Origin of the sequence: Dissulfurirhabdus thermomarina, from assembly GCF_012979235.1 — a bacterium.
GTDB lineage: Bacteria > Desulfobacterota > Dissulfuribacteria > Dissulfuribacterales > Dissulfurirhabdaceae > Dissulfurirhabdus > Dissulfurirhabdus thermomarina.
The window spans coordinates 34,830-55,245 of the sequence record NZ_JAATWC010000006.1 but is presented as its reverse complement, the minus strand read 5'-3'; the positions used below and the strand labels follow the sequence as shown (position 1 = coordinate 55,245).

Genomic DNA, 20,416 nt, shown 5'->3' with positions numbered 1-20,416 from the left:
GTGTTCACGGGAGGACGAGGCGGCATGGGCCGGGCCCGCATCCTGGTGGTGGACGACGAGGCCGACATCCGGCAACTGCTCGTCCACCATTTCACCCGCAACGGCTACCATGTCGAGGCGGCGGCCACGGGCGAGGAGGCGCTCCGGGCGGTCCGTGCCGCCCCCCCGGACCTCGTGGTCCTGGATCTCATGCTCCCGGGCATGGAGGGGCTCGACGTCTGCCGGGTCCTGAAGGGCGATCCGGCCACCCGCGGTGTCTCCGTGGTCATGCTGACGGCCCGGGGGGAGGAGGCCGATATCGTGGCCGGCCTCGAGCTCGGGGCCGACGACTACGTCACGAAGCCCTTCAGCCCGCGGGTCTTGGTGGCCCGGGTGCGCGCCGTCCTCCGGCGCCGGGCGGCTCCCGCCCCGGCGGCGGGTGAGGTGATCCGTGCCCACGGCATCGTCATCCACTCAGGCCGCCACGAGGTCACCGTGGCTGGCCGGCCCGTGGACCTCACTCCCACCGAGTTCCGCCTGCTCCGGTACCTGGCCGCGCGGCCCGGCTGGGTCTTCACCCGCGGCCAGATCGTCCGGGCGGTGCACGGAGAGGACTACCCGGTCACGGAGCGGTCGGTGGACGTCCAGGTGGTGGGCCTCCGGAAGAAGCTCGGCCCGGCCGGCGGGGTCATCGAGACGGTTCGGGGCGTGGGATACCGGTTCCGGGAGGAGGCGTGAAGGGGCGGCGGCTTCAGTGGCAGCTCTTCGCCGCCTTCGCGGGGGTCTCCCTCCTGGTCTTCTCCGGGCTCACCTGGCAATACGTGGACGCCATGCGCGGTTTTCACCGCGATCAGGCGGCGGCCGGCCTCGAGCAGGTGGCCCGGGGGCTCTTGCCGGAGATCCGACCCCTGGTGGCCGCCGGGCGCCTGGCGGCGCTTCGTGCCCTCTGCCGGCGCGCCGGCCGCGAGGCCGGGGTCCGCATCACGGTCATCCTGCCCGGCGGGCGCGTGGCGGCCGACTCGGAGCGGGATCCGGCCACCATGGACAACCACGCCGACCGGCCCGAGGTCATGGCCGCCCTGGCGAGCGGGAGGGGGGTGGCCGAGCGCTACAGCCACACCCTGCGCACCGAGATGCTCTACGTGGCCGTGGCGGCGCCGGAGGGCGCCGTGGTGGTGCGGGCGGCGCTGCCGGAGACCTCCGTCCGGGCCGCCCTGGCGGGGCTTAGAGGGCGGCTCCTGGCGGTGGCGCTGGCCGTCCTGGCCCTGGCCCTGGGAGCGAGCTTCCTGGTCGCGCGGCGGATCAGCCGCCCGCTGGAGAACCTCAGGCTCGGCGCCCAGCTCTTCGCCGAGGGGGCCCTCGACTACCGCCTCCACGTGCCGGACTCGGAGGAGACCCGCGGGCTTGCCGCGGCCATGAACGCCATGGCGGCGCAGCTGGGCGATCGGCTCGAGACCATCCGGCGCCAGCGCAACCAGACCGAGGCCATCCTCTCCAGCATGCGGGAGGGGGTGGTGGCCGTGGACGCCGACCGGCGCGTCATCACGGTGAACGAGGCGGCGTTGCGGCTGTTCCGGCGCAGGGCCGAGGACGTGTGCGGCCGTCCCATCCAGGAGGTGCTCCGCAATCCCTACCTCCAGCGCTTCCTCGGAGACGTCCTCCACGACGGCGCCCCGCGGGAGGGGGAGATGGTGCTGCGGGTGGGGGGCACGGAGCGCAACCTGCATCTCAACGGAACGATCCTCCGCGATGCCGCGGGCCGGAAGATCGGGGCGGTGGCGGTGCTCCACGACGTGACCCGGCTCCGCCGCCTCGAGCATCTTCGGCGCGACTTCGTGGCCAACGTCTCCCACGAGCTCCGGACGCCGGTGACCTCCATACGGGGGTTCGCCGAGACCCTGCTGGACGAGGAACTCGACCCGGCCGAGCGGCGGCGGTTCCTGGAGATCGTCCACCGCCAGGCCGAGCGCCTGGGCGACCTGGTGGAGGACCTCCTGGCCCTCTCGCGGATCGAGCGCGAGGTGGAGGCCGAGGCGGTCCGACTGGAGCCCGGACCGGTGGCGGCCGTGGTGCAGGGGGCCGTGGAGGCCTGCCGGCCGGCCGCGAAACGCCGGCGGGTGCGCCTTTCGGCGGAATGTCCGGCGGACCTCGAGGCGTCCATGGAGCCGCGGCTCCTCGAGCAGGCCCTGGTGAACCTCCTGGACAACGCGGTGAAGTATTCGCCGGAGGGCGGCGAGGTGGAGGTGACGGCCGCCCGGGAGGGCGGCGAGGTGGTCGTCCGGGTCCGGGACCAGGGCCCGGGGATCCCCCGGGAACACCTCCCGCGCATCTTCGAGCGCTTCTACCGGGTGGACAAGGCTCGAAGCCGGGAGCTCGGAGGCACCGGTCTGGGGCTCGCCATCGTGAAACACGTGATGCAGGCCCACGGGGGCCGCGTCACCGTGGAGAGCGAACCGGGCAAGGGGAGCGTCTTCGCGCTGCACCTTCCGGGGTGAGGGGCCGGCCGGCACGACCTCGGCCGCGTCGCCCGTCGTTTCCAACAGGTGGCCGGACCCGGCGGGTGGTGGCTTGACGGTCGGCAGATCGTCTGTTGAACAGGCTCAAAGAAAACAAAGGTTGCAAACACGAGTCATTTGGGTGGAGTTGTCTGTGAAGTGTTGCGCGCGTTATCCGGCCCCGCGATTCTACGTGAAATCTTCTGCTAAACTCTGGAGCAAAGAGGAGCGAAAGACGGAGAACCCCTTTCCCTGAATTCAAGGCCAATGGGGTGCCGGCAGTGTCGCAAGGGGACCGTCGAACGAATTTGAGGGATCAGTATGAAAAAGACATGTGTTTTTGGGATCATGATGGTCTTCTTGTTGTGTTCCTGCACGCGCGTCTATGTATATCCAGTTGATCCAGATGCAAAATATAACCGCAAGGAGCAGGTGCAGATCTTGCCCGCGTTTCCGGAGGTACCTTATAAAAAAATAGCCACAGTAGAGGCAGATTTTCTTATGGCGCGGGTATCTGTGGATCCGGGGAGGGTGGGCGGCCCCGTATCCCCAAGGCTAGAGGTTTATTATCACCTGCCGGAGATCCCCGTAGGTTCCATCAAGCCGAACTACATGAAAAAGATCAAGGAGAAGGCCGGTGAGTTCGGCGCAGACGCGGTGGTCATGACCGGGTCGCTATTATCAAGTGCGGAGGGATCGTTTCACGGGGTGGCGATCAGGTTCGTCGATGGTGGTGCGCATGACCGCGCGGATGGACTTGGCACGGGCCGATCGAACCGTGACTCACTCTAAATTTTTCACGCGGAGTGGGAGGCCGGGCGGGTTGTCCGGCCTTTTCAGCACCGATGCCGTTTGTCCCAAGACGCCGATGTGAGATGTCCTCCCGGTCAAGCTGGGGCATCCTTGCGGCCTCCGGCAGAAGGGGGGGGAGACAGGCGCTGAAGCCCCGGCGGTTCGGCCCAATGCCAGCTGAAAGCCGCCACGGATCCAGGCGGTAAAACGGAAAGAGGAAGAGAGGCGGTGTCGCCGGGGCGCCTTTGCCGGCTCGGGCCCGCCGGGGTCAGTGGAGGGGGGCCTTGCCTGCCGGGGCGGCGGACGGTTCGCCCGGCGGGGCGGCGGACCGCACCAGGACGGCCTCCAGGGCCTCCGGCGGCTCGGGGTGACCGAAGAGGAACCCCTGGGCCTCGTCGCAGCCCACCTCTTTGAGGAAGGCCCACTGCTCTCCCGTCTCGACGCCCTCCGCCGTGATCTTGAGGTTCAAGGCGTGGGCCATGGCCACCATGGCCCGGAGGATGGCGGCGCCTTCCCGGTCGGCGGGGACGTTGGCCAGGAAGGCCCGGTCGATCTTGAGCTCGTCCACCGGGAGCTGCTTGAGGTAACCGAAGGAGGAATACTCCTTCCCGAAGTCGTCCAGGGCGATCCGCACGCCCAGGCCCCGGAGGCGGTTGAAGACCTGGAGGTTGGCCTCCAGGTTCCGGATGGCCATGGTCTCGGTGACCTCGAGCACGAGCTCGCCGGGCGGGAAACCCGTGGCCTGCAGGCAATCGGCGACCATCTCCACCAGGTTGCGAGCCGCGAACTGCCGCCCCGACAGATTCACCGACAGGGCGAGCGGGGGCAGCCCCCGCCGCCGCCACTCCATCATCCGCCGGCAGGCCTCCTCGAGCACCCACCGCCCGGCGGGCACGATGAGCCCCGTCTTCTCCAGCATGGGGATGAAGGCGCCGGGGGGCTCCAGGCGGCCGCCCGGCCGCTGCCACCGCACGAGGGCCTCCACCCCCGTGGCGCGTCCCTCGGCCACGTCCACCTTGGGCTGGAAGTGGACGGTGAACTCCCGGCGTTCCACTGCGGCACGGAGTTCACCCTCCAGCCGCAGGCGGTCCATCACCTGGCGGTTCATCTCCGCGGTGCAGAGCCGCACGTTGTTCGGCCCCTCGCAGCGGGCGCGGTTTAAGGCCACGTTGGCGCTCCGGATCAGGGCCTCCGGGTCCGCGCCGTTTTCGGGGAAGAGGGCCGCGCCCACCTGGACCTCGAGGTAGACCTCCGCCCCGTCCTTGAGCCGGAGGGTGGGGGTGAGGGCCTGGACCAGCTTGAGACCCACGGCGACCGCTCCCTCCGGGTCGTCCACCTCGGGGAGCAGGACCCCGAACTGGTGGGCCCCGGTCCGGGCCACGGTGTCTTCCTCTCGAAGGCACCGCGTGAAGAGGCCCGCGGCCTTGCGCAGCACCCGTTCCGCGGTCTCGTGGCCCCGGGATTCCACCACGTCGGCGAAGTTGGCGAGCTCCACCAGGAGGACCGCGGCACCCGCCTCCTGGCGCTTCGCCACGGCGAGGTGCCGCCGGAGGTGGTCACGGAAGGCGGCGATGTTGGGCAGCCCGGTGACCGGGTCGTGCCGGGAGAGGTAGTCGAGGCGGACCTCGGCCTCTCGCCGGGCGTAGTAGCCGGCCAGCATGGCCGCCGCGGTTCGGACGGCCCGAACGTCTTCCGGGTGCCAGGCGTCGGGCCGGGCCCGGCCCGAGAAGGCGAGGAAGCCGAAGGGGGCCCCGCCCGGGAGGTCGAGGGGCACGGCGAGAAGCGCCCCGGTCTTTCCTCCCGGCGGCGAGATGCGCAACCCGCCCGCTCCGGGGGGGAGCGCCGAGACGTCCATCACCACGGCGGCGTCGCCGCCGGCCATGGCCTCCCGGAGCCATGCGGCGGCGGCCGGGTCGGGGGCCACGGGGCCCGCCTCGGGGGCCGGGGCGCCGCGGGCGTGCCAGGAGGCGACCCGGGCGAAGCCCTCGGAGGCGGACCAGCGGTAGATGCCGGCACGTTCGGCCCCGGCGGCCTCGGACAAGATGGCGAGGGCCTCACCCGGGGCCGCCTCCCGGTGGGTGATGAGGAGCTGGGCGAGGCGGTTCAACCGGGCCTCCATGTCGAGCCGGCGGCGGAGGTCGCGCTCCATGGCCCGGCGCTCGGTGATGTCGAGGAAGGTGAGCACGACGCCCACGGTGTGCCCGTCGCGGACCACGGGCCGGGCCCAGTACTCCACGGGGAAGGACGTCCCGTCGCATCGCCAGAAGAGGTCGTCGTCGGCGTGGACGATCTCGCCCCCCACCACCGCCCGGCAGATGCGGCAGTCTTGCTGGATGTGGGGGGTGCCGTCTTCCCGGGTGTGGTGGACCAGGGCGTGGAGGTTCTGGCCGAGGAGGTCCGAGGCGGCCTCGTAGCCCAGCAGGCGCAGGGCGGCGTCGTTGGCGAAGGTGCACCGGCCCGCCGGGTCCAGGCCGAGGAGGCCCTCGGCGGTGGAGTCGAGGAGGAGGCGGACCTCCCGTTCCTTCTCCCGGAGGCGGTATTGGTAGGCCACGGTGTCGAGCCGGTGACGGAGAAGTTCCAGGGCGAAGGAGACGCCCTGGGCGGCGCGGTCCAGGATCTCCACCTCGTCCGCCTCGAAGTAGTTCGGGACGTCCGCGTAGACGTTCAAGGCCCCGAGGATCCGCCCCCGGGCCACCAGGGGGAAGGCCGCGGACGAGCGGAAGCCCCGGCGGAGGGCCGCCTCGCGCCACGGGCGCATGGCGCCGTCGGCGGCGATGTCGTTCATGACCTGGGGCCGGCCCTCCAGGATGGCCCGCCCCGTGGGCCCCCGGCTGCGCGGGTCGGCCTCGTCCACGCTCACCCGGAGCCCCTCCAGGTAGTCCAGGCCGTGGCCGTGGGCGGCCGCCGGCTCCACGGCGCCGTCCGGGGCCACGAGGCCGATCCATGCCATCCGGAGGCCGCCGGTCTCCACGGCGATCCGGCAGGCCTCCCGGAAGAGGGTGTCGCGGTCTCCGGCCCGGAGGGTGGTGGTCACCACCTCGCCCAGGAGGGCGAGGAGGCGGTTCATGCGGTGGACCTTGAGGGCCCGGACCTCCCGAAGGAGGGCCCGCCGGTAGAGGAGGGCCGAGGCGGCGAGGGCGGCGAGGGCGACCCCCCGCATCCAGAGCTCGTGGGGGGCGGTGGGGAAGAGGGCCCGGGAGAGCGGGGTCCCGGGGAAGAAGACGAGGTGCCCGAGGCTCTCCACGAGGAGGTAGAGGAGGACGCCGCCGATGAACCACCCCCAGAACCGGCGGGACGGGCGTCTCCAGGCGGCGGGGTGTCGTCGGGTGCGGGTGCGGTGCACGGGTCTTCGGGCTCCCTCCTCACCTTGTCGGCCGGTCGCCCCCCGGGCATGAACCGGGCGGGCGGCCGGAGCCGCCCCGGATGCCGGGCCGGGTGAGGGCGAAGTCGTAGCGGACCGGGTCGTCGGTGCGGATCCGCCGGAAGGCCGCCGTCACCTCCAGGACGGCCTTGAGGTCCGGCCGCGGGCGCCGAGTGAAGCCGAGCCCGCGGACCATCCGGTGGAGGTGGGTGTCCAGGGGCACCAGGAGCAGCGACGGGGCCACGGCCCAGCCACCGGGGTCCACGTCGTCCCGGCGCACCATCCACCGGAGGTAGAGGTGGAGGCGCTTCGAGGCGCTCCCCTTTGCCGGGTCCGGCAGCAGCGTCGCCACGGGACCGGGGGCGAGGCCCCGGAGCTCCCGGGCGAAGGCCTCCACGGCGGCCGCCGTGGTTTCGTGGCCCGGCCGGAGGCCGGCCCGGAAGCAGGCCTCCAGGGACCCGTGGCGGTGGATGGCCCGGCCGGCGGCGGCCAGCAGGGCCGCCACCTCGCCCCCGCCGCTGAAGCGGTGGCGGAAACCGGACAGGAGGCAGGCGAGCTCCGCCGGCCCCGCGGCGCTCACGCGGGCCGCCGGGGCGGGGCCCAGGAGATCCAGGACCCGGCCCACGGCGGCCAGGATCTGCCGGACCCGCCCGTAGGCCAGGGCGGAGGCCACGAGCCCGGCCACTTCCCGGTCCCGGACGTCCGGGTACCGGTAGAGGAACTCGAGGGGATCGGGGTGGACCAGGGCGCGGCGGTTGCGGCGCCGGTAGAGGGCCTCCATGCGGCGCCGCAGGGCGGTGTCGGCGTCGGGGCCGGCCGCCACGGTTTCAGGCGAGCCGGGTCTCGCCGGCGGCGAGGTCCTCGAGGGCCGGCCGGTCCAGGATCCGGATCCGGGGGCCGTCCACGCGGACGAGGCCGCGGTCCGACATCTTCCGGAGGATGCGGGAGAGGGTCTCGGGCGTGGTCCCGAGGAGGCCGGCGATCTGGGCCTTGGGGATCTCGAGGACCACCGGCGCGGCGCTCCCGGCCCCCGGCAGCGCCAGCAGGTAGGCCGCCAGCCGCCCCGGCACCTCCCGGAGGGACAGGTCCTCGATGAGCCGGGCGAAGCGGTGGAGCCGGCGGGAGAGGACCGCCAGCATGCCCAGCGCCAGGGACGGGCGCCGCGTCACGAGGTCCACGAAGGCGGCCCTGGGGAAGAAGAGGAGCCGCGAGGGTGCCAGCGCCACGGCGTTGGCGGGAAAGTGCCGCCCGGCGAAGACCGCCGCCTCGCCGAAGGGGTCTCCGGGGCCGAAGAGGTGGAGGATCTGCTCCCGGCCCTCGGCCGAGAGCTTGAAGATCTTCACCCGGCCCTCCAGCACCACGTAGAAGCCGGTGCCCTCGTCCCCTTCCGAGAAGACGGCCGCGCCGGCGGGCACCGAATGCTCCACGGCGATCATGGCGAGCTCCCGGAGGTCGTCCTCCGGGAGCCCCTCGAAGAAGGGGATGGCGGCGAGGCGGCGCGGCACGGGCGGAAAGCTCCTCGACGGGGATCGGTGGCGTCATGGTAACGGATCCGGCCGGGGCCCGCCACGTGCCGCCGCGTTTTGCGCCGCCGCCCGGCTTCGTGGTAGAAGAGGGACATGGACCGGGAACGCGGCAGCGGCGGGCGGGGCGCGGAACCCGTCGTGGACTACGGCCGCTGCAACGGGTGCGGGGCCTGCGTGGAGCTCTGCCCCGGGGTCTTCGAACTCCGCGACGACAAGGCCTGGGTGGTGGACCCGGCGGGTTGCGGGGCCTGCGATTGCGGCCGGGCGGTGGTCATGTGCCCGCAGGACGCCATCTCGCTGGCCTGATCCTGGGCCGGGAAGGAGGACGGCGGATGCAGATCGGGATGATCGGCCTCGGGCGGATGGGCATGAACATGGCCCGGCGGCTGCTGCGCGGGGGGCACGAGGTGGCCGCCTACAACCGGACGGCGGAGAAGGTCCGCCGGATCGAGGCGGAGGGCGCCGCGGGGGCCGACTCCCCGGAGGCCCTGGTCCGACTCCTCGACCCGCCCCGGGTGGTGTGGCTCATGTTGCCGGTGGGGCCGCCGGTGGACGAGCACATCGAGCGCCTGCGCCCCCACCTCGGGCCGGGGGACCTCGTGGTGGACGGCGGCAACAGCGACTTCCGGGACGACCTCCGGCGGGCCGAGGCCCTCGGGGCCGAGGGCATCCGGTACGTGGACGCCGGGGTGTCGGGGGGCGTCTGGGGCCTCGAGAAGGGCTACTGCCTCATGCTGGGAGGCGGGGCCGACGACTATCGCCGCCTCGGGCCCGTCCTCGACACCCTGGCCCCGCCGGGCGGGCACATGCACTGCGGGCCGGTGGGGGCCGGCCACTTCGTCAAGATGGTCCACAACGGCATCGAGTACGCCCTCATGGAGGCCTACGGGGAGGGCTTCGAGCTCCTACGGGCCTCCCCCTACGGGCCCCATCTCGACTTCGGGGCGCTGGCGGCCCTCTGGAACCGGGGGAGCGTCATCCGGTCGTGGCTCCTCGAGCTCCTCGAAGACGTCTTCCGGGAGGACCCGGGCCTCGAGGAGGTCCGGGGCGTGGTGGCCGATTCCGGGGAGGGCCGGTGGACGGTGCGGGAGGCGGTCCGGCTCGGCGTGCCGGCCGACGCCATGGCCCACGCCCTCTTCAAGCGGTTCGCCTCCCAGCGGGAGGACCTCTTCTCCGACCGGGTGGTGGCGGCGCTCCGCCGGGCCTTCGGCGGGCACGAGGTGCGCCGGGCCGGCGGGGGAGGCAGATGACCGGCGGGCACGCCCGCGCCCGGGTCCTCCGCGAGGGGCCCTTCTGCCTCGAGGACCGGCCGCCGCCCTGCGGGGTGGTGATCTTCGGCGCCTCCGGGGATCTCGCCCACCGGAAGCTCCTTCCGGCCCTCTTCGCCCTCCACCGGCGGGGACTTTTGCCGCCGGCCTTCTTCGTCTTGGGGTGCGCCCGCTCCCCCCTGGGCGACGATGGGTTCCGGGAGCGGGTCCGGGCCACCCTGCGGGCCCGATTCCCGGACCGGCCGGCCGGCGCCGTGCGGGCCTTCGCCGACAGGCACGCCTATCTCAGCGGCGACTACGACGACCCGGCCTTCTACCGGCGGCTCGGGGAACGCCTGGCCGGGCTCGAGGCCGAGGCCGGAACCGGGGGCAACCGGCTCTTCTACCTCGCGGTGCCGCCCGGCGTGGCGCCCCGCATCATCGAGGGCCTCGGCGCCGCGGGCCTCGCCCGGGAGGAGGGCCGGGGCGGCGCCTGGGCCCGCGTGGTGGCGGAAAAGCCCTTCGGGCGCGACCTCGCCAGCGCCCTGGCCCTGGACGAAAGGCTCCACCGTGTCCTCTCCGAGCGCCAGATCTACCGGATCGACCACTACCTGGGCAAGGAGACGGTCCAGAACATCCTCATGTTCCGGTTCGCCAACGCCATCTTCGAGCCCGTCTGGAACCGGCGCTACGTGGACCACGTCCAGATCACCGTGGCCGAGGCCGCCGGGGTGGAACACCGGGCGGGCTACTACGAGGGGGCGGGGTGCCTGCGGGACATGTTCCAGAACCACATGCTCCAGATGCTCTCCCTGGTGGCCATGGAGCCGCCGGCCTCCTTCGGGGCGGACCGGGTGCGGGACGAGAAGGTGAAGCTGCTCCGGGCCGTCCGCCCCTTCCCCCCGGAGGAACTCGGCCGCTGGCTGGTCCGGGGGCAGTACGGGCCCGGCGGCACCGGAGACGACCGGGTGGCGGGCTACCGGGAGGAGCCCGGGGTGGCCCCCGACTCCCGGGTGGAGACCTTCGTGGCCGCGCGGCTCCTCGTGGACAACTGGCGGTGGAAAGGGGTCCCCTTCTACCTCCGTTCCGGCAAGCGGCTCGCCCGGCGCGTCAGCGAGATCGCCATCACCTTCAAGGAGGTGCCCCACTCCATGTTCGAGGGGCTGGTCCCGGCGGAGCCGGCCCCCAACGTCCTGGTGCTGAACGTCCAGCCCGAGGAGGGCGTGGCGCTGTCCATCCAGACCAAGAAGCCGGGGCCGAAGTCCTGCCTCACCATCCTCTCCATGGACTTTTCCTACCGGGACGTCTTCGGCGTGGAGATGCCGGAGGCCTACGAGCGCCTCCTCCTCGACTGCATGCTCGGCGACCAGACCCTCTTCCTCCGGCACGACGACATGGAGGTGGCCTGGTCGCTGCTCACCCCGGTGCTGGAGGCCTGGGCCGAGGAGCGGCCGGGGGTGGGCGAGGTGTACCCGTACGAGCCCGGCTCGTGGGGGCCGGCGGCGGCCGACGGCCTGCCCGGCGCGGACGGGCGGGGCTGGCGGCGACCCTGAGGTGCGCATGGGCGTGGAGATCAACAGGTTCCGAGACGCCGATGCCATGGCCGAGGCGGCGGCGGGGCGCGTGGCGGCGGCGGCGCGCCGGGCGGCGGCCGAGCGGGGCCGGTTCACCCTGGTGCTCGCCGGGGGGCGGACGCCGGAGGGACTCTACCTCCGGCTGGCCGCCGACCCGTGGCGGGCCCGGGTTCCCTGGGAGGCGGTCCACGTGTTCTGGGGGGACGAGCGCCTCGTGCCGCCGGAGGACCCGGCGAGCAACTTCGGCCGGGCCCGGGGCCTCTTCCTCTCCCGGGTGCCGATCCCGCCGGGGAACGTCCACCCCGTGCCCTTCGACCCGGACCCCGCCCGCGCTGCGGCGGCCTACGAGGCCCGGCTGCGGGCCTTCTTCAAGCCGGAGGGGGGCGGCCTGCCCGCCTTCGACCTCGTGCTCCTCGGCCTCGGCCCCGACGGGCACACCGCCTCCCTCTTTCCCGGGGCGCCGCCGGCCCCGCCCGGGCGCTGGGCGGCGGCCGTGCCGGCCCCCGACGCCGAGCCCCGGCTCCCCCGCGTCACCCTGACCTTTCCCGTCCTGAACCGGGCCCGGGAGGTGTGCGTCCTCGCCGCCGGCCCGGAAAAGGCGGCCCTGGTCGGCGAGATCCTCGACGACCCGGCCGCCGCGCGCCGTTACCCGGCGGCCATGCTCCGCCCCGAGGGGCGGCTGGCCTGGTACGTGGCGGCGGGCTGAACCGGCCGCGCCGGGACCCCCCGGAGAAAAAACACGGGCTTGATCCAGGTCAAGGCGCCGGCCCCCCCGGGCGTCTAGGATGGGGACACGATGCGGCGGGGGCCGGCACCGGGCCGGTGCCCCGGAGGCCTTCCCCCCGGAACCGAGGAGACGACGCGACGTGGAATGGGAGAACGATGCCCGGGAGACCCTGAGAAGGGTGCCCTTCTTCGTTCGGGGGCGGGTGCGCCGCCGGGTGGAGGACGCGGCCCGGGCCGCCGGGGCCCGGCGGGTCACCCTGGCGCACCTCGAGGCCTGCCGCCGGCGCTTCCTCGCGGACATGTCCGACGAGGTCCGGGGTTTCCAGGTGGAGACCTGCTTCGGGCCCGCCGGGTGCCCCAACCGGGCCGTGGCCTTCGAGGGATTCGCGGACGAGCTGGAGCGGCGCCTCGAGGCCCGGGACCTCAAGGGGTTCCTCCGGGCCACGGTCCGCGGGCCGCTCAAGATGCACCACGAGTTCCGCGTGGCCGTCTCCGACTGCCCCAATGCCTGTTCCCGGCCCCAGATCGTGGATGCGGGGTTCATCGGGGCCGTTCGGCCCCGGGTCACCGGCGAGCCCTGTATCGGGTGCGGGGCCTGCGAGGCGGCCTGCCGCGAGGCGGCGGTCCGGCCGGGCGGGGAGAAAGAGGCCCCCGCCGTGGACCCGGACCGGTGTCTCGCGTGCGGCGCCTGCATCCGGGCGTGCCCCACGGGCGCCCTGGCCGCCGGCGAGAGCGGCTTCCGGGTGCTCGTCGGCGGGCGCCTCGGCCGCCACCCCCGGCTCGCCGAGGAGCTGCCGGGGATCCACCCGCCGGAGGCGGCCGCGGCCCTGCTGGACCGGGCCTTGGACCTCTTCACGGGCGACAACCGCGGCGGCGAGCGCTTCGCCGACATCCTGGAGCGGACGGGGCTTCGGCCCCTGCTGCCGGCGGCGGAGCCGGATTTGACATCGAACCCTAATGCCTGAAACTCTTAAAAAAGGAGGCGACGACATGTTTTGTTTCCAGTGCGAACAGACGGCCAAGGGAACCGGGTGCACCCAGGTGGGGGTCTGCGGCAAGCGGCCCGACGTGGCGGCCCTTCAGGACCTCCTCCTCCACGTCCTCAAGGACCTGTCCCGGGTGGCCGTGGCCGGCCGGAAGGCCGGGGTGACGGACCCCGAGGTGAACGCCTTCACCGTGGAGGCCGCCTTCTCCACCCTGACCAACGTGGACTTCGACCCCGAGCGCTTCGTGGCCCTCATCCGGAAGGGGGCGGCGCTCCGGCGGGCCCTGGCGGAGAAGGTCCGGGCCGCCGGCGGGGACCCGGGTGACGACGCCGAGGCCGTGGTGCCGGCCGAGACCCTGGAGGGCCTCGTGGCCCAGGGCGAGCGGGTGGGCATCAAGGCGGATCCGGAGATCGACCCCGACATCCTGAGCCTCCGCGAGGCGGTGGTCTACGGCATCAAGGGACTGTCCGCCTACGCGGACCACGCCCGGATCCTCGGCCGCGAGGACGACGAGGTCTACGCCTTCGTCCACGAGGCGCTGGCCGCCACCCTCGACGCCGAACGCGGCCTCGACGACTGGCTCGACCTCGTGCTCCGGACCGGGAAGACCAACCTCCGGGCCATGGAACTCCTGGACGAGGCCAACACCGGGACCTACGGGCACCCCGTGCCCACCCGGGTGCCCCTCGGCGCCCGGAAGGGGAAGGCCATCCTCGTCTCGGGCCACGACCTCAAGGATCTCGAGGAGATCCTTCGCCAGAGCGAGGGGAAGGGGATCTACGTCTACACCCACGGGGAGATGCTCCCCTGCCACGGCTACCCGGGGCTCAAGAAGTATCCCCACTTTTACGGACACTACGGGACGGCCTGGCAGAACCAGGCGAAGGAGTTCCCCCTCTTCCCCGGTCCCATCGTCATGACCACCAACTGCATCCAGCGGCCCATGGAGAGCTACCAGGACCGCATCTTCACCCGGGGGCTCGTGGGCTGGCCGGGAGTCCGGCACATCCCCGACCTGGACTTCACCCCGGTGATCGCCAAGGCCCTCGAGATGCCGGGCTTTCCCGAGGACACGGACAAGGGGTCGGTGATGGTGGGCTTCGCCCGCAACACCGTGCTCTCCGTGGCGGACAAGGTGGTGGCGGCCGTCAAGGGGAAGGCCATCCGGCACTTCTTCCTGGTGGCCGGCTGCGACGGGGCCAAGCCGGGGCGCAACTACTACACGGAATTCGTGGAGAAGGTGCCCGCCGACTGCGTGGTCCTCACCCTGGCCTGCGGCAAGTTCCGGTTCTTCGACAAGGACCTGGGGGAGATCGGGGGGCTGCCGCGCCTCATGGACGTGGGACAGTGCAACGACGCCTACTCCGCCATCCGGATCGCGGGGGCCCTGGCCGACGCCTTCGGCTGCTCGGTGAACGATCTCCCGCTCTCCCTGGTACTCTCCTGGTACGAGCAGAAGGCGGTGGCCATCCTCCTCACGCTCCTCTACCTCGGGATCAAGGACATCCGGCTGGGGCCGACCCTGCCGGCCTTCCTCTCCCCGGGCGTCCTGGACGTGTTGGTGCAGCGGTTCGGCATCCGGCCCATCACCACGCCCGAGGACGACCTCCGGGCCATCCTGGGATGAGGCCCGCGGCGGTGGGGCGGCGGCCATGAAGTGCCCGGGACAGGACAGCCGGTACTGGAAGGGCGACGCCATCTTCGAGGTGGCGTGCCCGAAGTGCGGGACCCAGGTGGAGTTCTTCAAGGACGACGCCACCCGCCGGTGCCCGGGGTGCGGCCACCGCATGGCCAACCCGGGCATGGACTTCGGCTGCGCCGCCTACTGCCCCTACGCGGAGCAGTGCCTCGGCGCCCTGGCGCCGGCCGTCCGGGAGCGCCGCGGGGCCTTTCGGGACCGGCTCTCCCGGGCGGCCAAGCAGGCCCTCGGGACGGATTTCGGCCGGATCGGGCACCTTTCCCGGGCGGCGCGCCATGCCGAGACCCTGGCCCGGGCCGAGGGGGCCGACACCGGGGCGGTGCTGGCCGCCGCCCACCTCGCCGTTCTGGGACTTGCCCCGGCCGACGCCTCGGCCTTTCTCCGGGAGCTCGGGGCGGAGGAGGCGCTGGCCGGGGCCGCGGCGGGCATCCTCGCGGAGTTGGGCACCGGTTCCCCGGCCGGCCTCGAGGCCCGGGTGGTGCACGACGCCGAGATCCTGGCCGCCCTGGAGGCTGCGGGCCGAAGGGGCGGCCGGCCGCCGGCGGCGGAGCTTTTGACCCCGTCCGGCCGGGCCGCGGCCGCCGAGCTGACCGAAACGATACCGGGCGAGGCCCCCGGCAAGGAGACACCATGACCAAGATAAAACGCCAGATCATCGAGATCGACGAGGAGCTGTGCAACGGGTGCGGGGAGTGCGTCCCCAACTGCGCCGAGGGCTCGCTCCGCATCGTGGACGGCAAGGCCCGGCTCGTGGCCGAGAATCTCTGCGACGGCCTCGGGGCCTGCCTCGGCCATTGTCCCACCGGGGCGCTCCGCATCGTGGAACGCGAGGCGGACCCCTTCGACGAGGCCGCCGTGGAGGCCATGCTGGCGGCCCCGGGCGGGGCGGCGGGCCCCGCCTCCGAACCGGCGGCGTCGCTGCCCTGCGGGTGCCCCTCGGCCCAGGTCCAGGACTTCGGCGCGGCCGGGGCCTGCCAGGCCGCCAACCGGCCGGTGCGCCTCGATGCGCCCCGGGCCTCCGCGCTCACCCACTGGCCGGTCCAGATCCGGCTGGTGCCGCCCACCGCCCCGTTCCTCAAGGACGCCGACCTGCTGGTTACGGCCGACTGCGTGCCGGCGGCCCACCCGGACTTCCACGGGACGCTGCTCCCCGGGAAGGTGGTGCTGCTCGGGTGTCCCAAGTTCGACGACGCGGCGGCCTACGTGGCGCGGTTCACGGAGATCTTCCGCACGGCCCCGGTCCGGTCGGTCACCGTGGCCCGCATGGAGGTGCCGTGCTGCGGGGGACTGCCGGCCATCGTCCGCAAGGCCGTGGAGGCCGCCGGCCGCCCGATCCCGGTGCGCGAAGTGGTGATCGGCACCCGGGGCGAGGTGCTCCGGGCCGAATGACGCCCCCGGCCCACGGGGGACAGGAAAAGGAGGAGGTCATCATGAAGAAGGGAAGACGGATGCTCTGGATCGCTTCGGCCGCCGCGGCGGTGCTCGCCCTCGCCGCGGGGACGGCCATGGCTCGGCCCTCGCCCTGCGAGGACTGCCACAAGAAGATCTCGCCCAAGATGGTGGAGGACTTCAACCGGGGGAAGATGTCCCGGGTGCTGACCTGCAAGAGCTGCCACGGGACCGCCCACACCAGCGAGAAGGACGTGGCCAAGGCCCAGCTGCCCACCATCGCCACCTGCAAGCGTTGCCACAAGAAGCAGGCCGAGCAGTACCTTTCGGGCAAGCACGCCCTGGGCCTCGTCGCGGTCCAGGCCATGCCCCGGACCCACATGCAGCCGAAGGCCTTCGTGGAGGGGCAGAAGGGCTGCGGCGGCTGCCACACCCTGGGGCTCACCGGGCCCGAGCAGCGGGAGACCGAAGGCCGAAGGTACTACAAGTACGGCATGGATTGCCAGAACTGCCACACCCGCCACGCCTTTTCCAAGGCCGAGGCCCTTGAGCCCGAGGCCTGCCAGACCTGCCACATGGGCTTCGACCACGCGCAGTGGGAGATGTGGTCCGGTTCGAAGCACGGCGTCACCTACCTCATGAACCGCGCCATCGCTCCCGACCGGCGCGACCGCGCCCCCAAGTGCCAGACCTGCCACATGCCCGGCGGTGACCACCGGGTCTTCTCGGCGTGGGGCTTCCTGGCGGTGCGGCTGCCGGAGGACGACGCGGAGTGGATGGGCTACCGGGCCACCATCCTGAAGGGGCTCGGCGTCCTCGACCCGGAGGGCAACCCCACGGCCCGGCTCGACATCGTGAAGGCGGGCAAGGTGGCCCGGCTCACCAAGGCGGCCTTCGACGAGGAGCGCGCCCGGTTCGTCAAGGTGTGCGAAAAGTGCCACTCCCCCAACTTCGTCCGCGAGAACTTCAAGAACGCGGACCTCATGGTGAAGGAGGCGGACAAGATGCTGGCCGAGGCCATCGAGATTGTGGCCGGGCTCTACAAGGACGGCGTCATCGAGCGCCGGGAGGGCGCCCCCGCCTACCCGGATCTCCTCACCTTCTACGACGTGAACACCAAGATCGAGGAGGTCCTCTACGAGATGTTCATGGACCACCGGATGAAGGCCTTCCAGGCGGGCTTCCACATGAACCCCGACTACGCCACCTGGTACGGGTTCGCCAAGATGAAGAAGGACCTCGTGGAGATCCGGGAACTGGCGGCGAAGATGCGCCGCGAGCACGCCGCCACGCCCTAGCGGCGGGGCCCGGAAAGACCACCCGGGTTCCCGTCGGGGGACGGCCCGCCGCGGCGGGCCGTCCCCTTTTTCGTCGGGCGGCGCGTCAGTCGTCGCAGCGGCAGAGCTCGTTCACCTGGCGGTGGAGGGCCTTGGCCTTTCGCTCGTCCAGGGAGAGGGTGGCCATGAGGTCTGTGACGCCGAGCTCCATGAGGTCCCGCAGGAGGATGATCCGGCGCTGGACGAGCCGGTCCACGAGGCCGCGCTGGATCCCGGAGACGATGGTCACCGGGTAGAGGCGCTTGGCCTCGATCATGCGTTCGAGGCTCCCGTTCCGGGGGTGGCGCCACCCCATGATCTTGAGCCCCGCGCACTCGGCGTAGCGGACCGCGTCCCCGGTGCACCGGGTGTTGGTCACCAGCCACCCGGAGAAGGCCCGCCCCGGGTGACGGGCGGCGAGGACGGGTTCGAGGTCCCGCATCCGGGAGTGGACGTAGAGGGCCACCTTGACGTCCGAGGTACGGGCCGCGGTGTTGTGGTACTTGCACTCCATGGCGTAGACGCGGGTCTCGTCCACCGCCACCACGTCCACCTCGTGGGTGACGCACCGGCCCTCCACGAGGGCCCCCACCTCCACGCTGTAGCCGTAGTTGCGGAATATCTCGCCCACGTAGCGCTCGAAGGGATACCCCGTGGGCCCCAGGCGAAAGAGGGCACGCTTCAAGGAATAGCGGAGCCCGGAGGCGTGGTGGAGCCGGTTGAGGTGTCGGCGGGCGAGGCGATAGATCCGCTTGGTGCTGGTCTCGGGGGGGACCTCGCGAAGGACGCGCCGGACGATCTCGTCGGCGGTGGCCGGGTCCGCGCCCGAGCGGAGGAGCGAGGCGCGGAGCTTTTCGGCGTCGAAGGCCTCGACGTCGCCGGTGGATTTCTGGACCGTGACGGGCTTCATGGCGGCGGGTGCCGATGGACGCCCCCGGCGGCTCCACCGGGGACGTCCGCGCCGGCGGGAAGAGGCCCCGGCGGCGCCGTCGGGTTTCCCGGGACGGTATTTACCAGATGCGCCGGGCCGGCGCCAGCCGCTCCTTCCGGCCGGCGGGGCCCTCAGGCCTTGGGCGGGGTGTTGTAGAGGAGCCAGTAGAGACCCAGGACGCGGCAGACCTCCACGAAGCGCTGGAAGTCCACGGGTTTCACGATGTAGCTGTTGGCACCGAGGCGGTAGCTCTCTTCCAGGTCCCGGTCCAGGGCCGAGGTGGTGAGCACCACCACCGGGATCAGGGCCGTCCGGGGGTCGGCCCGGAGGCGGCGCAGCACCTCGAGCCCGTGCACCTTGGGAAGGTTGAGGTCGAGGAGGACGACCTTCGGAAGCGGGCCCGCCGCGTCCCCGTCGCCCAGGAGGCGGTCCAGGGCCTCCTGCCCGTCGCGGACCACGTGGACCCGGTTGGCGAGCCGGTACTTGCGGAAGGCGTGGAGGGTGAGTTCCACGTCGTCCGGGTTGTCTTCCACGAGGAGGATCTCGGGGGCGGATTCAGGCATCGGTTCGTTCTCCCAGTGTGAAGTAGAAGGCGGCGCCCCGGCCGGGCTCGGACCGGGCCCAGACGCGGCCGCCGTGCCGGGCGACGATCCGGTGGACGATGGCGAGGCCGAGGCCCGATCCCTCGAAGTCTTCCGGCCGGTGAAGGCGCTGGAAGGCCTGGAAGAGCATGCCGGCGTGGCGCATGTCGAAGCCCACGCCGTCGTCCGTCACCCTGTAGGCGCCCCGGCCCGGGGGAAGGGGCCCGCCCGGGGGCGGCGGAGGCGAGGGGTCGAAGCCCACCGCCACGTGGGCCGGGTCCCGCCCCCGCGAGAACTTGAGGGCATTGCCGAGGAGGTTGGCGAGGACCTGGCGGAGGAGGTCGGGGTCCCCTTGGGCGGGGGGGAGCTCCCCCAGGGAGAATTCCACCCGCCGGCCTTCCCGCTCGGAGCCGAGTTCTTCCCAGACCCGGCGGGCGAGGGCCCCCATGTCCACCGTGCGGGCCTTCGGGACGGGCCCCCGGGAGAGGCGGGAGAGCTCCAGCAGGTCGTCGATGAGCCGTCCCATGCGGCGGGCCCCGTCCCGGATGCGGGCGAGGTGGCGCCGAGCCTCCGCCGGAAGGGCCTCGGCGTAGTCTTCCTCGAGGATCCGGGAGAAGCCGTCCATGGACCGGAGCGGGGCCCGAAGGTCGTGGGAGACCGAGTAGGTGAAGGCCTCCAGCTCTCGGTTGGCCGCCTCGAGTTCGGCGGTCCGCTCGGCCACGCGCCGCTCCAGTTCCCCGGCGAGGCGGCGGAGTTCCTCCTCGGCCCGCTTCCGCTCGGTGATGTCCACGAAGGCGGCCTGGATGGCGGGGCGCCCGTTGAACTCGATGCGGCTCGAGGAGACCTCCACCCATCGCACCGTGCCGTCCCGGCGGATGCCGCGGAACTCGTATTTGGGCGGGACGTCCTCGCCCGAAAGACGGGCCCGGACACGGCGCAGGACCTCGTCGCGGTCCTCGGGGTGGATCAGGGCCACGGCCTCCTCCGCAGTGAGGGAGAGGAGCTCCTCCACCGAGTAGCCGGCGATACGGGCATAGGCGGGGTTGACGAAGACGATTCGGAGGTCCTGCACCACGATGAGGCCCTGGAGGGACTGCTCCACCATGGTCCGATACCGGGCCTCCGACTCGCGAAGGGCCTGCTCGGCCCGGTTTCGCTCCGCCTCCCGGCGCAGGTTCTCGATGCCCAGGGAGACCGCCGCCGCCATGTCTTCCAGGATGGAGACGATCTCGGCCTGGAAGCGGCCCGTGCGGCCGGTATAGAGAGCCAGGACACCGGCGGGGGCCCCCTGCACCCTGAGCGGAAAGGCCGCCAAGGCCCGGAGCCCCAGGGCGACGGCGCGGTCGCGCCACGGCGCCGGCCCCGGATGCGTCCGGAGGTCGTGCACCACCACCACCCGGTCCTGTGCCAGGGCGTCGGCCAGGGGCTCGCCCGGGGCGGGGGCGGCGCCGTCCGGGTGGAGCTCGGGAAGGTGGGCGGCCGCCGGCCCCGCCGCGGCCTCGGTACGTAGTACGCCGCCCCGGGGGTCCGAGAGGGCGATCCAGGCCAGGACGCAGCGGCCCTCCAGGGTGAGGAGGCGGCAGACCTGGCGGCAGAGTTCCCCCCGGTCGGCGCAGGTGGCCGCGGCCCGGTTGACCTCTCCCAGGAGGGCCAACACCCGGTTCTGATCCTGGAGGCGGGTCACGGTGCCCCGGAGCTCCGCCACCGCGGCCTCGAGGTTGGCGCGGCGGCGCTGGAGCTCCGTCACCTCCGCCCGGGGGCCCGGCATATCCTCTGCTGCTTCCGGGCCGGTCCTTTGTGGCGCCTTGTGCTTG

General features: G+C 72.6%; 18 protein-coding genes. 12 read left to right on the top strand and 6 right to left on the bottom strand.

From position 1 onward, the window contains the following. The first annotated feature begins 24 nt into the window (after positions 1 to 24). The 3 genes from HCU62_RS08040 to HCU62_RS08030 all read left to right on the top strand — a co-directional run bounded on the left by HCU62_RS08040 (position 25) and on the right by HCU62_RS08030 (position 3,266). The gene (locus HCU62_RS08040; RefSeq protein WP_163297650.1) at positions 25 to 717 is read left to right on the top strand and encodes a response regulator; all 693 of its coding nucleotides are present in this window, start codon (positions 25 to 27) and stop codon (positions 715 to 717) included. Continuing rightward, positions 714 to 2,474: a sensor histidine kinase gene (locus HCU62_RS08035; RefSeq protein ID WP_163297651.1), complete on the top strand. Its 1,761-nt coding sequence runs from the start codon at positions 714 to 716 to the stop codon at positions 2,472 to 2,474. The genes HCU62_RS08040 and HCU62_RS08035 overlap by 4 nt, the downstream gene beginning before the upstream one ends. 348 nt (positions 2,475 to 2,822) lie before the next feature. Continuing rightward, the gene (locus tag HCU62_RS08030; protein WP_169755552.1) at positions 2,823 to 3,266 is read left to right on the top strand and encodes a hypothetical protein; all 444 of its coding nucleotides are present in this window, start codon (positions 2,823 to 2,825) and stop codon (positions 3,264 to 3,266) included. Positions 3,267 to 3,534: 268 nt separating this feature from the next. On the opposite strand, the gene HCU62_RS08025 is transcribed toward HCU62_RS08030, so the two are convergent. The 3 genes from HCU62_RS08025 to HCU62_RS08015 are packed head-to-tail and all read right to left on the bottom strand — an operon-like array spanning position 3,535 to position 8,132. Further along, the gene (locus tag HCU62_RS08025; RefSeq protein ID WP_163297653.1) at positions 3,535 to 6,609 is read right to left on the bottom strand and encodes an EAL domain-containing protein; all 3,075 of its coding nucleotides are present in this window, start codon (positions 6,607 to 6,609) and stop codon (positions 3,535 to 3,537) included. Positions 6,610 to 6,628: 19 nt separating this feature from the next. After that, positions 6,629 to 7,450 carry a TIGR02757 family protein gene (locus HCU62_RS08020; protein ID WP_309474755.1) on the bottom strand — a complete coding sequence of 274 codons (822 nt, stop codon included), beginning with the start codon at positions 7,448 to 7,450 and terminating at the stop codon, positions 6,629 to 6,631. A gap of 4 nt (positions 7,451 to 7,454) precedes the next feature. Next, the gene (locus HCU62_RS08015; protein WP_309474756.1) at positions 7,455 to 8,132 is read right to left on the bottom strand and encodes a Crp/Fnr family transcriptional regulator; all 678 of its coding nucleotides are present in this window, start codon (positions 8,130 to 8,132) and stop codon (positions 7,455 to 7,457) included. A gap of 114 nt (positions 8,133 to 8,246) precedes the next feature. Here HCU62_RS08015 and HCU62_RS08010 point away from each other — a divergent pair, with 114 nt between their 5' ends. The 9 genes from HCU62_RS08010 to HCU62_RS07970 all read left to right on the top strand — a co-directional run bounded on the left by HCU62_RS08010 (position 8,247) and on the right by HCU62_RS07970 (position 17,072). Then, positions 8,247 to 8,459, top strand: a complete 213-nt coding sequence (locus HCU62_RS08010) for a 4Fe-4S domain-containing protein (protein ID WP_163297654.1) — start codon at positions 8,247 to 8,249, stop codon at positions 8,457 to 8,459. A 26-nt stretch (positions 8,460 to 8,485) separates the two neighbouring features. Further along, on the top strand, positions 8,486 to 9,403 hold the full coding sequence (gene gnd / locus HCU62_RS08005) for a phosphogluconate dehydrogenase (NAD(+)-dependent, decarboxylating) (protein ID WP_163297655.1): 918 nt from the start codon (positions 8,486 to 8,488) through the stop codon (positions 9,401 to 9,403). Then, positions 9,400 to 10,953, top strand: coding sequence for a glucose-6-phosphate dehydrogenase (gene zwf, locus HCU62_RS08000; protein ID WP_163297656.1), 1,554 nt, complete (start codon positions 9,400 to 9,402; stop codon positions 10,951 to 10,953). The genes gnd and zwf overlap by 4 nt, the downstream gene beginning before the upstream one ends. A 13-nt stretch (positions 10,954 to 10,966) precedes the next feature. Continuing rightward, a complete protein-coding gene (gene pgl, locus HCU62_RS07995) occupies positions 10,967 to 11,680 on the top strand; it encodes a 6-phosphogluconolactonase (RefSeq protein ID WP_163297657.1) in 714 nt (237 codons plus the stop codon). A 160-nt stretch (positions 11,681 to 11,840) separates the two neighbouring features. Further along, complete coding sequence (locus tag HCU62_RS07990; protein WP_163297658.1) at positions 11,841 to 12,665, top strand: 4Fe-4S dicluster domain-containing protein; 825 nt, start codon at positions 11,841 to 11,843, stop codon at positions 12,663 to 12,665. 25 nt (positions 12,666 to 12,690) lie between these two features. Next, positions 12,691 to 14,313, top strand: coding sequence for a hydroxylamine reductase (gene hcp, locus HCU62_RS07985; RefSeq protein ID WP_163297659.1), 1,623 nt, complete (start codon positions 12,691 to 12,693; stop codon positions 14,311 to 14,313). Between the two features lie 25 nt (positions 14,314 to 14,338). Beyond that, the gene (locus tag HCU62_RS07980; RefSeq protein WP_163297660.1) at positions 14,339 to 15,019 is read left to right on the top strand and encodes a TFIIB-type zinc ribbon-containing protein; all 681 of its coding nucleotides are present in this window, start codon (positions 14,339 to 14,341) and stop codon (positions 15,017 to 15,019) included. Continuing rightward, positions 15,016 to 15,774, top strand: a complete 759-nt coding sequence (locus HCU62_RS07975; protein WP_163297661.1) for an ATP-binding protein — start codon at positions 15,016 to 15,018, stop codon at positions 15,772 to 15,774. The genes HCU62_RS07980 and HCU62_RS07975 overlap by 4 nt, the downstream gene beginning before the upstream one ends. A 41-nt stretch (positions 15,775 to 15,815) precedes the next feature. Then, complete coding sequence (locus HCU62_RS07970) at positions 15,816 to 17,072, top strand: multiheme c-type cytochrome (RefSeq protein WP_163297662.1); 1,257 nt, start codon at positions 15,816 to 15,818, stop codon at positions 17,070 to 17,072. Positions 17,073 to 17,157: 85 nt separating this feature from the next. On the opposite strand, the gene HCU62_RS07965 is transcribed toward HCU62_RS07970, so the two are convergent. The 3 genes from HCU62_RS07965 to HCU62_RS07955 form a co-directional block, all read right to left on the bottom strand. Next, complete coding sequence (locus HCU62_RS07965; protein ID WP_163297663.1) at positions 17,158 to 18,000, bottom strand: restriction endonuclease; 843 nt, start codon at positions 17,998 to 18,000, stop codon at positions 17,158 to 17,160. 152 nt (positions 18,001 to 18,152) lie between these two features. Further along, the gene (locus HCU62_RS07960) at positions 18,153 to 18,584 is read right to left on the bottom strand and encodes a response regulator (RefSeq protein ID WP_163297664.1); all 432 of its coding nucleotides are present in this window, start codon (positions 18,582 to 18,584) and stop codon (positions 18,153 to 18,155) included. After that, complete coding sequence (locus tag HCU62_RS07955; protein WP_169755551.1) at positions 18,577 to 20,370, bottom strand: sensor histidine kinase; 1,794 nt, start codon at positions 20,368 to 20,370, stop codon at positions 18,577 to 18,579. The genes HCU62_RS07960 and HCU62_RS07955 overlap by 8 nt, the downstream gene beginning before the upstream one ends. Positions 20,371 to 20,416: the final 46 nt, after the last annotated feature.

Excerpts from the sequence above, each read along its gene's own strand:
- HCU62_RS08040 (WP_163297650.1), top strand. The coding sequence starts at position 25 with ATGGGCCGGGCCCGCATCCTGGTGGTGGACGACGAGGCCGACATCCGG.
- HCU62_RS08030 (WP_169755552.1), top strand. The coding sequence starts at position 2,823 with ATGATGGTCTTCTTGTTGTGTTCCTGCACGCGCGTCTATGTATATCCA.
- HCU62_RS08010 (WP_163297654.1), top strand. The coding sequence starts at position 8,247 with ATGGACCGGGAACGCGGCAGCGGCGGGCGGGGCGCGGAACCCGTCGTG.
- gnd (WP_163297655.1), top strand. The coding sequence starts at position 8,486 with ATGCAGATCGGGATGATCGGCCTCGGGCGGATGGGCATGAACATGGCC.
- zwf (WP_163297656.1), top strand. The coding sequence starts at position 9,400 with ATGACCGGCGGGCACGCCCGCGCCCGGGTCCTCCGCGAGGGGCCCTTC.
- hcp (WP_163297659.1), top strand. The coding sequence starts at position 12,691 with ATGTTTTGTTTCCAGTGCGAACAGACGGCCAAGGGAACCGGGTGCACC.
- HCU62_RS07980 (WP_163297660.1), top strand. The coding sequence starts at position 14,339 with ATGAAGTGCCCGGGACAGGACAGCCGGTACTGGAAGGGCGACGCCATC.
- HCU62_RS07975 (WP_163297661.1), top strand. The coding sequence starts at position 15,016 with ATGACCAAGATAAAACGCCAGATCATCGAGATCGACGAGGAGCTGTGC.
- HCU62_RS07970 (WP_163297662.1), top strand. The coding sequence starts at position 15,816 with ATGAAGAAGGGAAGACGGATGCTCTGGATCGCTTCGGCCGCCGCGGCG.
- HCU62_RS07965 (WP_163297663.1), bottom strand. The coding sequence starts at position 18,000 with ATGAAGCCCGTCACGGTCCAGAAATCCACCGGCGACGTCGAGGCCTTC.
- HCU62_RS07960 (WP_163297664.1), bottom strand. The coding sequence starts at position 18,584 with ATGCCTGAATCCGCCCCCGAGATCCTCCTCGTGGAAGACAACCCGGAC.
- HCU62_RS07955 (WP_169755551.1), bottom strand. The coding sequence starts at position 20,370 with ATGCCGGGCCCCCGGGCGGAGGTGACGGAGCTCCAGCGCCGCCGCGCC.